The 14,677-nt window shown below is 70.8% G+C and carries 19 protein-coding genes; 1 reads left to right on the forward strand and 18 read right to left on the reverse strand.

Annotated features, from left to right (window positions below):
• From IC63_RS14335 to fabF, 18 genes are all read right to left on the reverse strand, one after another.
• On the reverse strand, positions 1-423 hold a 423-nt coding region (locus IC63_RS14335; RefSeq protein ID WP_036721541.1), incomplete at its 3' end, for an NlpC/P60 family protein.
• Positions 420-1,295, reverse strand: a complete 876-nt coding sequence (locus IC63_RS14340; protein WP_232222626.1) for a DUF2163 domain-containing protein — start codon at positions 1,293-1,295, stop codon at positions 420-422. The genes IC63_RS14335 and IC63_RS14340, both read right to left, overlap by 4 nt.
• Before the next feature lie 8 nt (positions 1,296-1,303).
• The gene (locus tag IC63_RS14345) at positions 1,304-1,936 is read right to left on the reverse strand and encodes a DUF2460 domain-containing protein (protein ID WP_036721565.1); all 633 of its coding nucleotides are present in this window, start codon (positions 1,934-1,936) and stop codon (positions 1,304-1,306) included.
• The gene (locus IC63_RS14350; protein WP_036721543.1) at positions 1,936-2,607 is read right to left on the reverse strand and encodes a phage tail tape measure protein; all 672 of its coding nucleotides are present in this window, start codon (positions 2,605-2,607) and stop codon (positions 1,936-1,938) included. The genes IC63_RS14345 and IC63_RS14350 overlap by 1 nt, the downstream gene beginning before the upstream one ends.
• Positions 2,608-2,642: 35 nt before the next feature.
• The gene (locus IC63_RS18950) at positions 2,643-2,837 is read right to left on the reverse strand and encodes a rcc01693 family protein (RefSeq protein WP_036721567.1); all 195 of its coding nucleotides are present in this window, start codon (positions 2,835-2,837) and stop codon (positions 2,643-2,645) included.
• 79 nt (positions 2,838-2,916) lie between these two features.
• Positions 2,917-3,231: a gene transfer agent family protein gene (locus tag IC63_RS14360; protein WP_036721544.1), complete on the reverse strand. Its 315-nt coding sequence runs from the start codon at positions 3,229-3,231 to the stop codon at positions 2,917-2,919.
• Entirely contained in the window at positions 3,231-3,647 is a 417-nt protein-coding gene (locus IC63_RS14365; RefSeq protein ID WP_036721545.1) for a phage major tail protein, TP901-1 family, read from the reverse strand. Before IC63_RS14365 ends, IC63_RS14360 begins: the two co-directional genes overlap by 1 nt.
• A 13-nt stretch (positions 3,648-3,660) precedes the next feature.
• On the reverse strand, positions 3,661-4,092 hold the full coding sequence (locus tag IC63_RS14370) for a DUF3168 domain-containing protein (protein WP_036721546.1): 432 nt from the start codon (positions 4,090-4,092) through the stop codon (positions 3,661-3,663).
• Positions 4,089-4,427 carry a head-tail adaptor protein gene (locus IC63_RS14375; RefSeq protein WP_036721548.1) on the reverse strand — a complete coding sequence of 113 codons (339 nt, stop codon included), beginning with the start codon at positions 4,425-4,427 and terminating at the stop codon, positions 4,089-4,091. The genes IC63_RS14370 and IC63_RS14375 overlap by 4 nt, the downstream gene beginning before the upstream one ends.
• A complete protein-coding gene (locus IC63_RS14380; protein ID WP_036721551.1) occupies positions 4,424-5,035 on the reverse strand; it encodes a head-tail connector protein in 612 nt (203 codons plus the stop codon). The genes IC63_RS14375 and IC63_RS14380 overlap by 4 nt, the downstream gene beginning before the upstream one ends.
• Positions 5,036-5,170: 135 nt before the next feature.
• A complete protein-coding gene (locus IC63_RS14385) occupies positions 5,171-6,352 on the reverse strand; it encodes a phage major capsid protein (RefSeq protein WP_036721553.1) in 1,182 nt (393 codons plus the stop codon).
• 196 nt (positions 6,353-6,548) lie between these two features.
• Positions 6,549-7,097, reverse strand: coding sequence for an HK97 family phage prohead protease (locus IC63_RS14390; RefSeq protein ID WP_408633583.1), 549 nt, complete (start codon positions 7,095-7,097; stop codon positions 6,549-6,551).
• Between the two features lie 3 nt (positions 7,098-7,100).
• Positions 7,101-7,334 carry a GTA head formation protein, RCAP_rcc01685 family gene (locus tag IC63_RS14395; RefSeq protein WP_036721555.1) on the reverse strand — a complete coding sequence of 78 codons (234 nt, stop codon included), beginning with the start codon at positions 7,332-7,334 and terminating at the stop codon, positions 7,101-7,103.
• A gap of 2 nt (positions 7,335-7,336) precedes the next feature.
• Complete coding sequence (locus IC63_RS14400) at positions 7,337-8,584, reverse strand: phage portal protein (RefSeq protein WP_232222627.1); 1,248 nt, start codon at positions 8,582-8,584, stop codon at positions 7,337-7,339.
• Between the two features lie 115 nt (positions 8,585-8,699).
• Positions 8,700-10,001 carry a DNA-packaging protein gene (locus IC63_RS14405; RefSeq protein WP_036721576.1) on the reverse strand — a complete coding sequence of 434 codons (1,302 nt, stop codon included), beginning with the start codon at positions 9,999-10,001 and terminating at the stop codon, positions 8,700-8,702.
• On the reverse strand, positions 9,997-10,368 hold the full coding sequence (locus IC63_RS14410) for a hypothetical protein (protein WP_036721578.1): 372 nt from the start codon (positions 10,366-10,368) through the stop codon (positions 9,997-9,999). Before IC63_RS14410 ends, IC63_RS14405 begins: the two co-directional genes overlap by 5 nt.
• Before the next feature lie 346 nt (positions 10,369-10,714).
• Positions 10,715-11,893, reverse strand: a complete 1,179-nt coding sequence (gene mltG / locus IC63_RS14415; protein WP_036721557.1) for an endolytic transglycosylase MltG — start codon at positions 11,891-11,893, stop codon at positions 10,715-10,717.
• Positions 11,893-13,155 carry a beta-ketoacyl-ACP synthase II gene (gene fabF, locus IC63_RS14420; RefSeq protein ID WP_036721560.1) on the reverse strand — a complete coding sequence of 421 codons (1,263 nt, stop codon included), beginning with the start codon at positions 13,153-13,155 and terminating at the stop codon, positions 11,893-11,895. Before fabF ends, mltG begins: the two co-directional genes overlap by 1 nt.
• A gap of 201 nt (positions 13,156-13,356) precedes the next feature.
• On the opposite strand from fabF, the gene IC63_RS14425 reads away from it, so the two are divergent.
• Entirely contained in the window at positions 13,357-14,553 is a 1,197-nt protein-coding gene (locus IC63_RS14425; protein WP_036721561.1) for a toxic anion resistance protein, read from the forward strand.
• Positions 14,554-14,677 lie beyond the last annotated feature (124 nt).

Genomic DNA, 14,677 nt, shown 5'->3' on the forward strand with positions numbered 1-14,677 from the left:
GGGTGGTGGAAAGCCCCTTGTCCGCGCCTGCCACGGCGCGGACAAGGGGCTTTCCACCACCCCGTGACGGTCATAGGCGTGCACAAAGCTCGCCGCCTCGCCCACGCCGGCCCGGATGCCCAGATGCTTGGCCACGGCCCCGTCGCGCATCCGGAACAGCAGCACCTCGCCCGGCGTCGCGCCCCCCCCCGGCTTGACCGGGATCAGGTTGCGCAGCGCCGCCTGCATCAGCAGCTCGTCGCCGCCGATCTCGCCCCAGTCGGGCGTATAGGCCGGGGCGACCTCGGGCTCAGAGCCATACAGCTGCCGCCACACGCCGCGGATCAGGCCAAGACAGTCCGTGCCCGCCCCTCGCGCCGACCCCTGGTGGACATACGGAGTCCCGATCCAGGCCCGGGCGATATCGACCACCCGCGCGCTCATCGCCCGCCGCCATTGGCTTGCGGCGCGATCAGCCAGTCCTCGGGCGGCAGATGCGGAAATCCCCGGAAATTGAGGAAATTGAGGAACTTCATGCGGCACGTCTCGGCCCGCTTGTCGCAGCCGGCGACCAGCCGCACCCGGTCGCCCACCGCCGGCGCCGCCCCCGGCGAGGTCCACAGCTCGACCGCCCGGACCCCGACCCGCGGCATCGCGTCGATCTTGGCCCAGCCGGTCAGGCCCGAGGCCGCGCCGTCCAGGAACTCGATCCGGCCCTGCGCGAACCAGCCCGCCTCATGGGCCGGCACGCCGCGCAGCTCAAGCCGCGCCCCGCCTTCGGCGACCGAGGCGATGACGCCTTCGGCCGAAAACCCCTCGCGGCCGGTGTCGAACCGGCACTGCCCGTCGCCCAGCAGCGCCGAGCAGCGCGCGTGATAGACCCGCCCCTGCGGCTGGTTCAGCGCCTCGGCAAGGCCCCGCAACTCGGCGCGATAGCCGCCATGCGCGTGGGTGATCTCGCCCAGCGCGCCGCGGAAGGTCAGCCGGCGGTCGGCGGGCCGGGTCCAGTCGACCTCCCACAGCCTCACCTCGGCCCCGTCCCAGCGCCCGGCCGCCAGGTCGTCGGCGGTGATGGCGTCGTCGGACAAGGCGCCCTGCGCCTCGGTGTTGTCGACCGAAAGGCCCAGCCCCTGCACCAGCGCCTGCGCCGTCATCCCGGCATCGGGCCGGAACGCGATGCCGTCAAAGTCGAGCACCGCGTCATGGTCGGTGAACCCCAGCACCAGGCCGTCCGCCCGCGTCACCGCCCAGCAGCGTGCGATGGTCGTCGTCTCGACGCGCGCATCCGTCGTCGTCTCGACGCGCGGTTCCGTCACGGCGCCGCTCATTGCCGCACCTCGACGATCGGGACCTGCGGCACCTCGCCGGCCTGGAACGAGGCGACCGACACCGCGATCCGGTCGGTGTCAAAGCGCACCGGCACGTCGAACTCGAACCCTGCGGTGATCGGCGCGTCGGTCATCGGCGCAACGTTCAGCGTCACCGTCCCGGTCTCATAGTCGACCGAGAAGTCGATCGTCTCGAACTGCTCGACGTCGCCGACCGAGACCTTGACCGTGCCCGGCACCGGCTTGAGGATCGGCCGGCGATAGCTCTGGCTGCCCGACCGGTACAGCTTGCTCAGCCGGAACGCGACAGTGGTGCCGTCACCGCGGCCGATCACCTGGTCGCCCGGCGTGACCGGACGGCTGGGCGGGGCCGAGCTGTAATCGGCCCAGTCCTTCCAGCGAAACCCGTGCAACTGCCCCGCCCGCGCCTCGAAGAACGCGATCAGCGCGGCCATGTCGTCCAGGCTGCGCAGCCCGACGCCCGCGTCATAGCGCCGCCGGGAATGGGCCCAGGGGCTGTTGCGCTCCTCGAAGCCGTTGGTCAGCGTGACGATCTCGGTGCGCCGCTCAGGGCCACCGACCGACCCGAAGGACAGCTTCGGCGGGAACTGGATCTCGTGAAATGCCATCATGCGTTCCTTTCGCCACGCGACAACGCGCGGCCCAGGCTGGCCGCGATCTGGCTCTGACTGCGGCGGAAGCCGGCGACGTCGGGGGTCGAGACGTTGAAGGTCACGTTCACCGGCCGCCCGCCGCCACCGGCCGCGGCGACTCCCAGCCGCCCGTCGGCGCCGCGGCGCAGTGGCATGACCGCCTCGGGTCCCGCCTCGCCCATCAGTCCGGTGGCCCCCCGCATCGGGAAATAGGTGGGCTGGCTGACCACGCCGCCCCGCGCGAACGGCATCACCCGCCCCTGGGTAAAGGCGCCGCCATTCGCAAACGGCATGGCGCCGGACACGAACCCGCTGATCCCCTGCGCCAGGGCGCCCGAAACGGCCTGCTGCACCGGCTTCATGGCGACGGCGAACACCGTGTCGGCCATGTTGCGGGCAATGCCCTTCAGGGCGTCCGACAGCTTCATGCCGTCGAACACCACGCCCTCGAACGCCTTGCGCAGCCCGCCACCAAAGCCGGAACTCAGCGTCGTCACCTCGCGCCCGGTCTGGCTCATAACCTGCGCCAGACGGCTCAACTCCGCCTCGAACGTGGCCGTGATCCGCCCCGACTGATCCAGCTTCTCGCCCAGCCGCTCGAACCCGTCGCGCCCCGAGGCGCTTCCAAAACCGTCCCTGTCCGCCATCGCCTGTCTCCTTCAGAATTGCTGTCGCGCGGGGCTCAGCCCGCGGTGCCTCCCGCGTCGGGAAACCGCGCCATCAGGTCGCCCAGCCTCGACCGGGTCATCGCCCCCGCGCCGAACTCGATGCCCAGCATCAGCGCCAGCTCGGCCGGCGTCAGATCCCAGAACTCCGCCGGCTTCAGCCCCAGCCCGCGGATGCCGGCACGCATCAGCCCCGGCCAATCGAGCCCCAGGGCGGGCGCGGCCTCCTCCGTCCCGCGCCGGGCCTCCCCGCCCGGCGCGGACGCCGCCGCACCCGCCGCCCCGACCGCCTCAGCCCGCGCCATGAAAGGCCCGCGCGAGCAACTCGGCCGCCGCGCGGGCGGCGGCGACCGGGCCACCCTCGATCTCGACCGTCATCAGATCGGCCGAGCTGCCCTGCCAGCCGCCGCCGCGCAGGCCGGCGACCAGCACCGCCAGCACGTCGCGGGTGGCAAAGCGACCGCTCTCGAACCGCTCGATCACCCCGATCAGGCTGTCGCAGCCCAGATCGGCCTCCAGTCCGGCCAGTGCGCCCAGCGTCAGCCGCGCCGCATGCGGCTGGCCGTCCAGGGTGACGGCGACCTCGCCGCGATGCGGGTTCACCATCAGATCGCCGCCACGAATTGCAGTGCCCCGGCCGAGGCGAGCGAGATCTCGTAGGTCGCCTCGCCGTTATAGCTGCCGGCATATTCCAGGCCGGTGATCTGGAACGGCCCCTCGACGGTGCCGAAACCCGGGATCACCACCTGGCAGCGCGGCACCTCGCCGTCGAAGAACACCTGCCGCGCGCGCTCATCGGTGGCCTCGTCGCGGAACACGCCGGACCCGGAAATCGAGGCCGACCGCACCCCCGCGCCGCCAAGCAGCTCGCGCCAGCCGCCGGCGCTGCCGGTCGAGGTCACGTCGATGGTCTCGGCGTTGAACCCCAGCCGCGTCGCGCGCAGCCCGGCCACCGTCTCGAAAGTGCCGGTCCCGGTCATGTCCATCTTGATCAGCAGATCGCGTCCGTTCTGTACAGCCATTGCGTGGCCCTCCTCATGCAGCTTTCAGGCCCAGGTCGATGCGCGCGCGGAAGGTCAGGTCCACGCGGCGACCGGCGCCACCATCCGATCGCCGCGCCCGCGCGCCGACGAACCACAAACCGGCCAGGTGGCCGTGCTCCAGAATGAGCGCGCCGTCCTCCAGCGCCTCCATCACCGCCGCGGCGGCATCCTTGACCGGGCCGAACCCGCCGGTGTCCTCGGACCCCGACAGCACCGACACGATGAAGTCATGCCGCGCGCCCCGCCCGGTCATGTCCCCCGCGTCCGAGACGTCCTCGGGCCCGATCGCCACATAGGTCCCGGTCGGAGGGGTGGCGGGCATCGCGTCATAGACCGCGTCGCCGACCAGCCCGGTCAGCGCCGGATCGGTCCGCAACGCCTGATAGATCGCGGCCTGCAGCGCCGCGGAAGCCTCGAAACTCATGACAACCTCTCTTCCTTGGCAATGCAGTCCAGCCACAGCCCGGACGGGTCGGCCTCGGCCACCGCCTCGATGCGGAACACCCGCGCGCCCATCCGGAATCGCTGTTCCGGGCGCGGCCGGCGGGGGTCTGCGTCTCGCGCCCCCCGCACCGTGATGCGCCAGGTGACGACGCTTTCCGAACCGACCTCGGCCTGGCGCTCGGCCCCAGATCCGGCCCGCATCCGGGCATACAGGACGCCCTTCGGCCGCCAGGCCATGCGATAGCCGCCCATGTCATCGGGAACCCGCTCGGGGCTTTCCAGCACCAGCGGGATGGTCAGCCGCGGCGCGTTCATGCCCGGCCCCCGCGACCGGCCAGCGTGCGCACCGCGCGCCACCGCTCGATCAGCGCGCCGACCCCGTGCGGCAGCGCCAGCTGCTGGCCGCTGTCGAAACCGCGGTCCTCGTAATACCGCGCCGCCAGCATCAGCACCGCTTGCGCCAGATCGGCCGGGACGCTGCCCCAGCTGGTCCCGAAGCCCGCCGTAAAGCGCACCGTCACCGACCCGCCCATCGGCACCGTCGGCAACACCGCCCCGACCGGAGCCAGGATCGGCCGCTGATTGTCCGGGATCAGCCGCCACTGATCGGCCGGAACGGCCGTGACCGCGCCGGTGCGGTCGGTCATCTCGACCGACTCGACCGCCAACGCGGGCGCCAGCGGCAGCGGCTGCGCCGCCGGGTCGCGCCAGTCCTCCAGCCGCAGCCGGAACACGCGGGTCAGCAGAACCTTGCCGGTGCGCGCCTCGACCGTGGCGATGGCGGCGCGCAGGAACCCCGCCAGCGCGGCATGCTCGGTCGCATCCTCGACCGGATCAAAGCCCGACCCCAGCCGCAGCTGGCTTTTCAGCGCGGCGACGGGCAGCGCGCCCTGATCCGGCGCCGTTTCCTCGACGAGCAACATTCCTGAAACCTCCCGTTCCTCCGCGGCCGCATTGAAATGAAAAGCGGGGCCGCGGCGCGTGGTGATCGACCACAGCGCGCGCGGACAGTTGGCTCAGCCGGTCTGGCCGAACTGCGCCGCGACCCCTCCGGCGCATCAGACTGCGAAGTTCAGCATCTTGATGGCGCGCGGATCTACGACGCCGCCGCCGACACGCTTGGTAGCGTAGAACAGCACATGCGGCTTGGCCGAATAGGGGTCGCGCAGGATGCGCAGGTCGGGACGCTCGGCGATGGTGTAGGCCTGGCGGAAATCACCGAAGGCGATCGACTTGGACCCGCCGGCCGGCGCCGGCATGTCTTCCGAGATCATCACCGGATAGCCCAGCAGGCGGGCCGGCTCGCCCGCGGCCAGGCTGTCGCTCCACAGATAGCGGCCGTCGCCGTCGCGCAGTTTGCGGACCATGCCGGCCACGCGGCTGTTCATCAGGAAGGTCGCGTTGGCCCGGTAGGGCGCGCCCAGCGCATAGACCAGGTCGATCAGCGCGTTGGCCGGCGCGGTGGCCGAGAAATCGCCGGCGGCGCCGGTGTTGATGGTGCCGATCTGGGCCTCGGTCGCGGTCGCGTTGGGGGCCGTCGCAACCGACATGATTCCGCGAGGCTTGTCCTGCCCATTGCCCGTGATGAACGCGTTGGCCTCGGCGCGGGCGAACTTCTCGGCGATGCGCTCGGCCAGCCAGCCTTCCAGGTCGAACGAGGCGTCGTCCAGCAGACGCTGGGTGGCCTTGGGCATCGCCGCCAGCTCGTGCAGCGGGATCGAGATCTTCTCGACCTGCGGGCTGTCGGTCTCGACCTGCGCGTTGGTCTCGGTCGCCCAGCCGCTGCCGACGTCCGACTTGTCCATCAGCACTTCATAGGTCGAGGATTCGACCTGCACGACATTGGCCAGCGCCCGCAGCGACCCGGTGGTGCGCAGCACCGCCTGCACGCCTTCCGAAATCGTCGGCGCGGCCAGATAGCCGGCGTCGGTGCCCGAGGCCATTGCCTTTTCCTCGATGGCCAGGCCCTGCATCCCGGTCTCGTCACCGCGGCGCAGATAGGCGGCAAAGGCCTTCTGGTGGGGCACTTCGGCCTCGGCGGCGTGGGAAAGCGGCGAGCGGCCACGGAAGGCGGTCTTGCGGTCCAGCATGGTCATGCGTTTGTCCTGTGCTTGCAGTTTCTGTTCGATGTCCGCGCGGAAGGTCTTGAGCTCGTTCACGAACTCGACCATCGCGCCCTTCACTCCGGCAGGCGTGCCGCCGCCAGAGGCCCCAGCCTCCAGGGCTGTCCTCTCGGTCATTCCCGTCTCTCCTCGTAAGAAATGGCGGCCACCCGAGGGGCGCCACCTGCCGTCCGGCCCCGGGCGCCAGCCCCGGCCGCACTCGCGTCGGGCCGGGGCGTCCGCCGCGGCCACGTGCTCATCGGGCCGGGCGGCGGGACCGGGACGCCTGCCCCGCTCTCCCGCCGCCCCGCCTCATCTGGTCACCTGCACCGGGTCAGCTGCGCAGCGCCTCGGTCGCGGCGCGCAGCGCCTCAGCCAGGTCGTCCTCGCCCAGGTCCTCGGACTTGCGGCCCACCTTGGCCTCGCGCAGCATCGGGAAGGTCACCAGCGACACCTCCCACAGCTCGACCTCGGTCAGCACCCGCCGGCCCTGCGCGTCGCGGTCGGCGCGGACGGTGCGATAGCCGATCGACAGCCCGTCGATGGCCCCCGCCGCGATCAGCGCCGCGGCCTCGCGCGCCTGCGCCACCTCGGACAGCAGCCGGCCCCGGACCCACAGGCCCTTGGCGTCCTCGCGCACCTCGTCCCAGATGCCGATCGGCTGGCCCGGATCGTGCTGCCACAGCATCCGCACCTTGTCGCCCTTCTCGGCCAGCCGCTTGAGGCTGGCGGAATAGGCGCCGGTCGCCACGATGTCGCCGCCCTGGTCGGCGAGCCCGAACAGGCTCGCATAGCCCTCGATCACCGCGGTGCCGGCCTCGTCGGTCAGCACCGGCGCGCCGCCGGCGAATTTCAGCTCCAGCCCCAGATCGTCCATCCGCATCCCTCAGCCCCCCTTCGGCGCAAACTGCAAAATCGACTGCACGGCCTGGGTCAGGATCACGGCGACCACGCCGTACACCGTCATCCACAGCCGCCGCTCCAGCCCCTCGATCAGCGACTCGATCCGCTCCAGCCGCCGGTCCACCTGGCCGAACTGCAGCGCCATGATCCGCTCCTGCGCCTCCAGCTTCTGCTCGTGCCAGATGCCGGGGCGCTCGATGAATTTCGACCCCTCCATCGTCACGAACCCACCACCGGAGGCAGCCCCAGCGCCGCCCGCTTTTCCGCATCGGTCAGGAACGTCGCCGCCCCAACCCGAGCCCAGTGCTGGTCCCGTTCCGCCGCCAGCGCCGGGATCTGGTCCAGGTCCGGCTTCAGGTCGATCTCGGCGCCCAGATGCTCGGACAGCCACCAGCCAAGGCTCGCCGCCACTCGCGTCGCCAGCGGCAGCACCGTCAGCCGGTAAAAGGCCCGGTTCGCCTCGGCATAGTTGGCATAGGTCGCGTCGCCGGGGATCCCGATCAGCATCGGCGGCACGCCGAACGCCATCGCCACCTCGCGCGCTGCGGCGAGCTTGGTCTCGTGGAACTCCATGTCCGAGGGCGAGAACCCCATCGGCTTCCAGTCCAGCCCGCCTTCCAGCAGCATCGGCCGGCCCGCGTTGCGGGCGCCCTGGTGATGCGTCTCCATCTCGCTCAGCAGTCGGTCATACTGGTCGGGGCTCAGCACCCCCTGCCCGTCCGCCCCCTTGTAGACGATCGCCCCCGAGGGCCGCGCCGCGTTGTCCAGCAGGGCCCGCGACCACTGGCTGGCGCTGTTGTGGACGTCGATCGCGGTCGCGGCCGCCTGCATCGGCGACAGGCCGTAATGGTCGTCCTGCGGGTGAAAGCTCTTGATGTGGCAGATCGGATCGGGACTGCCGGTCATGTCGAAACGGTGCTTGCGCCCGCCGACCGCATATTCATAGGCGACCGGCCAGCCATCCGCGCCGGGCACGACGCTCATCCGGTCCGACCGCAGAACGTGCAGCTCGACCGGCAGGCCCGGCGAGTCGCCCGCGACCGCCTCCACATAGCCGTTGCCGCTCAGCAGGATCTGCCCGAACAGCGCCTCGAACAGCTCGGCCCGGCCCTGGCCGGGGTTGGGCCGGCGCATCAGGTCCAGCACCGGATGCACCTCATAGCGGCGCTGCGCGTCCTGGCAGACGACCGGCACCGCGGCGGCGGCCTCGGCGATCAGCTTGACGGCGCGAAAGCCCACCGGGTTGCCCATGAACCCGCCCCGGGTCAGCGTCCCGGTGTCGCGGTGCCCCCAGACGGCGCGGCTGACGGCGCCCTGCGGCAGCCCGGTCAGCTTGCCCGCCGCGCTGGCCTTCCACTCGGCCGCCCCCGCCACGGGAACGGGCGCCAGCTTCGCCTCGATCGGCGCTATTCCGGGCGCCGCCTTCTCTTCCTGCGGACCGCGCCGCCCGAACCACCGCATCGCCATGCGTGCCCTCCTGTTCGCCGAAAGCGAAAGGGCCGCCCAGCGGACGGCCCTGCCGGGCTTTCGTGCCCAAAAATCCAAACTCCCGACCGCGCCACCCGGCGCGGCCCTCCCGTCCCTACAGCCCCCGCACCTGCGGGCGGCGGTAATGCGCGGCCGGTTCGATCATCAGCTCGTGGACCGCCCAGACCAGCGCATCCAGCCGGTCCGGAGAGCCCCTCCCCTCGAAGCCCCGCACCGTCATCCGGCACAGCTGGTCCTCCAGCTCGCCCAGCGCGCCGGACCGCAGATGCTTCACGCGCCCCTGCTCGTACAGCGCCGCCACCGGCTCGGCCCGCAGTCCCTTGCCCCGCCCGGCGCGCAGGGCGCGGAACGGCACCAGCGGATCGACCTGCCGGATCACGCTTTCCACCAGGTCGCCGCCCTGGTTGACCTCGGCCACCAGCCGCTCGGCGCCGTGGCGCTCCATCGCGGCGATGGCGGCGCGCGCCCACTCGGTCGGGCCGCCCCGGACCGAGGCGTCCTCCAGCACATAAGCCCGCCACTCCTGCGGCGCGCCGTCGCAGACGACCCCGGCCACCACGATCCCGCATTCGTCGCTGGCCGCGCCCCCGGTCACCGCCGGGTCCACCGCAACCACGATCCGGTCCAGCTGCGGCGCCCGATCCACCCGGGCCGCCTCCAGCATCGCCGTAGTCCACAGCGCGCCCTCGACGTCGTCCAGCAGCACGCCCTCCAGCTCCTGCCGGCCCAGCCGGGTACCCGCATAGCGCGCCTCGACCTCGGCCAGGAAGCTCTCGGCCAGATAGGCCCGGTTCGCGTCCGTCGGCGCGTGCGTCACCACCGTCGAGGCGTTGCGCAGGATCGCCTTCAGCACGCCCACGTTGCGCGGCGTCGTCGTCACCACCTGCTGCGGGTTCTGGCCCAGCCGCAGCGCGAACTGCAGCATGTCCCAGGTCTCCTCGGCCTTTTTCCACTTGGCCAGCTCATCGACCCAGGCCGCGTCGAACTGGGGGCCCCGCAGCGCCTCCGGCTCATGCGCCGAATAGACCGTGGCGGTGGCGCCGTTCGGCCAGACCAGCCGCCGGCGCGTCGCCTCCCACACCGGCCGACGGTCGGGGGGAGAGCAGGCGAGGATGCCGCTGTCCCCCATCACCATCACGTCGCGCCCCTGGTCGAAGGTCTCGGCCACCAGCGCCACGCGCCGCGCCCGGCCCGGCGCCTCCGGCGTCGTCCCCTCGACCTGCGCGCGCACCCATTCGGACCCGGCCCGGGTCTTGCCCGCGCCGCGTCCGCCCATGATGATCCACGACTTCCAGTCGCCCGCGGGGGGCAGCTGGTGGGGCAGCGCCCAGAACTCGAACAGCCACGGCAGGCTGGCCAGGGCGTTGTCCGACAGGCCGCCGATGAACTCGTCAATCTCCCCGGGCTCGGCGGAGGCAAGCCAGCCTGCGCCCGATCTCGTCGCGTGCGGCGTCGAGATCGAGCTGGCCGGCCCCGACACCGCCGGCAATGTCCTTGCGAAGCTTGTCAACGCGATTCCTTTCCTCCAGCACGAGGCTGGCCGCGACCCGCAGGTCGCGCACCAGTTTCCCCGTCTTTTCTGCGTCGTCCGTGTTGCCGCTGCGGATGCCCGCCCGCAGCTTGTGCAGCTCTTCGGCGACCTCGCGGAAGATCGTGCCCGCGACGTCGATCGCTTCCTGAGCGCTCAGAAATCCGTCCCCGTCCCCCACGGCGACAAACGGTCCCCGGGGCGGATCGGCCCCTGGATCGAAACTCATGTCCATGTAGTGATGCCCTGCCCCTCGGTGCCTGTCCGCACGAGCGAGAAACGAAAAAGCGGCCCGCGGGCTCATCGCCCCGGCCGCTTGCCCACCTCTCCCAGCATGTCGAATGTGTATCCGGGACCGTTCGCAAAGTCAATCCGCAACGCCGGTCGACCCCGGCAACCGCATATATTTCTCCAGCAAATTCAGGGCATTGTTGGACGCAACACCCCAGCGCCCCACCCGCAACACAGCTCGGAATCCGCCCCGACAGCCGCCCTGAATCGGCTCCTCCCCGGGGCCAAACCGATTCTTCTTTGCCCAAATATCCCCGCCGGAGGCTCCGGCCGCGACGCCCGCGCCGACCTCAGTCGGTCTGCACCGGTGTTTCCGTCTCCGCCCCCTGCGCCCGCTCGATCTCGCGCCAGCGGGCGACGTTGGCCTCGTGCTCGGCCAGCGTCCGCGCAAAGGCGTGCCCGCCCGACCCGTCGGCCACGAAATACAGATAGGCGCTGTCGTCGGGGTTCAGCGCCGCCTCGATCGCAGCCTTGCCCGGATTGGCGATCGGCCCCGGCGGCAGCCCGTCGATCTGATAGGTGTTGTAGGGCGTCTTCCGGTCCAGTTCCGACCGGCGCAGGCCGCGGTCCAGCACCTCGCGGCCATTGGTGACGCCATAGATCACCGTCGGGTCGGTCTGCAGCCGCATCCCCTCGCGCAGGCGGTTGACGAAGACCGCCGCCACCCTGCGCCGCTCCTCGGGGATGCCGGTCTCCTTCTCCACGATCGAGGCCATGGTCAGCGCCTCCTCGGGCGTCTGATAGGGCAGGCCAAAGGGCCGCGCGTCCCACGCCGCGGTGAGGGTGGCGTCCTGCGCGGCGCGCATCCGGTCGATCAGCTCGCGCCGGCTGCCGCCCTTGGCCACCTCATAGGTGTCGGGCGCCAGCGTGCCCTCGCTCGGCAGCGGCCCGGTCTGCCCGTCCAGGAAATCCGCTTGCTTCAGCGCCTCGACCACCTGCCACACGGTCGTGCCCTCGGCGACGGCGACCCGCAGCCGGGCGCCGGGCTTGGCCTCGGCCTGCACGATCGCCTCGGGCGGCTCCTCGGTCGCGGGGTTATAGCGGATGCGGTCCTCGTAACGGCCGGTCTGGGCGTTCAGGTCGCGCAGCACGACGGCGTTCTCGCGCACGCCGACCCGGAACACCACCTCGGTCCCGCAGGTGGACGGCCCGCCGGCGGTGATGGTGTCCACCACCTCCTTCATGCTGGCCTTGGGCGGCACCAGGTAGCTGCCGTATTTCAGCTGCCCCGCCTTGCCGGCGTAATCGGCGCCGGTGCGCATGATATAGGGCGAGGTGATCACCCCCTGCGCCTGCAGCTGCAGGCTGACCTCGTCCAGCTTGGCGCCCTGCGGGATCTCGACGCATTGCGCCATCGCGCTGGGACCGGGCGCGACATACTGGTTGCGCCCCCAGGCGACGGCGACCGCCACTGCGACCAGGATCACGACCAGCAGCGTCAGCGCGTTCGAGGCGATGGCCTTCCACATCAGTCGCGCACCTTCCCGATCACCAGGCTCGCATTGGTGCCGCCAAAGCCGAAGCTGTTCGACAGCGCCACGTCGATCCTGCGCCGCACGGCGGCGTTGGCGGCCAGATCGACCGCAGTCTCCTGCACCGGATCGTCCAGGTTGATCGTCGGCGGCGCGATCTGGTCGCGGATGGCGAGGATGCAGAAGATCGCCTCGACCGCCCCCGCCGCGCCCAGCAGATGCCCGATCGAGGATTTCGTCGACGACATGGTGACGTTCTTTGCAGCGTCGCCCAGCAGGCGCTCGACCGCACCCAGCTCGATCACGTCGGCCATGGTGCTGGTGCCGTGGGCGTTGATATAGTCGATATCGGCCGGGGTCAGCCCGGCGCGCTTCAGCGCGGCGCTCATCGACCGGAACCCGCCATCGCCATCCTCGGACGGCGCGGTGATGTGATAGGCGTCCCCGGACAGCCCATAGCCCAGAACCTCAGCGTAAATCTTCGCCCCTCGCGCCTTGGCGTGCTCCAGCTCCTCCAGCACCACGACCCCCGCGCCCTCTCCCATCACGAAGCCGTCGCGGTCAGCGTCCCACGGGCGGCTCGCCGCGGCGGGGTCGTTGTCACGCTTGGTGGACAGCGCCTTGCAGGCGTTGAACCCGGCAATGCCGATTTCCGAGATCGGCGACTCGGTCCCGCCGGCGACCATCACGTCCGCGTCGCCCAGCGCGATCAGCCGCGCCGCGTCGCCGATGGCATGGGCGCCCGTCGAACAGGCCGTCACCACCGCATGGTTCGGCCCCTTGAAGCCATAGCGGATCGACACCTGCCCGCTGGCCAGGTTGATCAGCGCGCCGGGGATGAAGAACGGCGACACCCGCTTGGGCCCACGCTCCTTGATCAGCACCGCCGTCTCGGCGATCGAGGTCAGCCCGCCGATGCCGCTGCCGATCATCACGCCGGTGCGCTCGCGGTCCTCGTCGGTCTCGGGCTGCCAACCGCTGTCGCGGACCGCCTGATCCGCCGCCGCCATGCCGTACAGGATGAAGTCGTCCACCTTCCGGCGGTCCTTCGGCTCCATCCAGTCGTCGGGGTTGAAGCTGCCGTCGCTGCCGTCCCCCATCGGGATCTCGCAGGCGTATTTCGTCACCACGTCCCTGGGATCGAACCGGGTGATCGGACCCGCGCCCGACTGGCCGGCCAGCAGGCGGGTCCAGGTTTCCTCAACCCCGCACGCCAGCGGCGTGACCATCCCCAGTCCGGTGACGACGACCCTGCGCATTGGTAATTCCTTCCCGCCTGTCCAACTCGGGCTGAATACACGCGCACCCCGACCCGCGCAACGCAGGCCGCGCCGACAGGAACTTTCGCGCCCTCAACATGTTGATTGCGCGGCCAGGCGGGTGCGCCGCGCCCGCGTGCCGCGCCGCCCGCAAGCACCGCCCGTCACGACCCGCGCCCCTCACGACAAAGGACCCGCCTCATGAGCAACCAGACCCAAGCCCGCGCCGAGGCTGCGCTGCCCGGACTCGAGGCGGTGACCGCTGTCGTGCTGCCCGAACCCGCGGCCGAGGTCGTGCCGCTGGCCCAGGCCCCCGCCCCGGTGGCCGAGGAAATCCGCCGCCGGATGGACGAAATCGACCTCAGGGACACCACCTCGATCGTCCATTTCGGGTCCCGCGCCCAGGCCGGGCTGCAGGAGATCAGCCAGTCGATGCTGGCCGACGTCAAGAACAAGGACGTGGGCCCGGCCGGCGACAGCCTGCGTGACATCGTGTCCACGATCCGCGGCTTTTCGGTCAGCGAGCTGGACGTGCGCCGCGAACGGTCGTGGTGGGAACGGCTGCTGGGCCGCGCCGCGCCCTTCGCCAAGTTCGTCGCCAATTACGAACAGGTGCAGGGCCAGATCGACAAGATCACCAACGACCTCGAACTGCACCAGCACACGCTGCTCAAGGACATCAAGTCGCTGGACGTGCTTTATGAACGCACGCTGGATTTCTATGACGAACTCGCGCTGTATATCGCTGCGGGCGAGGAAAAGCTGCGCGAACTCGACCAGACCGTCATCCCCGCCAAGGAACGCGAGGTGCAGGGCTCGGCCACCGACGGCAACGTGATGGAGGCGCAGGAGCTGCGCGACCTCCGCGCCATGCGCGACGACCTGGAACGCCGCGTCCACGACCTGAAGCTGACCCGGCAGGTGACGATGCAGTCGCTGCCCTCGATCCGGCTGGTGCAGGAAAACGACAAGTCGCTGGTGACCAAGATTTCCTCGACCCTCGTGAACACCGTGCCGCTGTGGGAAACCCAGCTGGCCCAGGCCGTGACAATCCAGCGCGGCGCCCAGGCGGCCGGAGCGGTCAAGCAGGCGACCGACCTGACCAACGACCTGCTGACCGCGAACGCCAAGAACCTGCGCGAGGCCAACGTCCGGATCCGCACCGAAATGGAACGCGGCGTCTTCGATATCGAATCCGTCCGCACCGCCAATGCCGAGCTGATCGGCACCATCGAGGACTCGCTGCGCATCGCCGACGAGGGCAAGGCCCGCCGCTCGGCCGCCGAGCTGGACCTGCAGAAGATGGAAACCGAGCTGCGCCAGACCCTTGCCGCCTCGCGGGCCCGCCAGTCGGCGCCGACCGCGATGGGTGCGGCAACAATGTCGCGGCGCGCGTGACGCGCGCGGCGGGGCGGTCGCGCTGCCGATGATCGGCTGATATGAGGGCGGAAAACGCGGCCGATCGACCCGGCCGCAGCCTCGCGACCCCTCAGCCACCCGGACCTTGATCGTGCCCCTTCCC

Source organism: Paracoccus sphaerophysae, assembly GCF_000763805.1.
GTDB lineage: Bacteria > Pseudomonadota > Alphaproteobacteria > Rhodobacterales > Rhodobacteraceae > Paracoccus > Paracoccus sphaerophysae.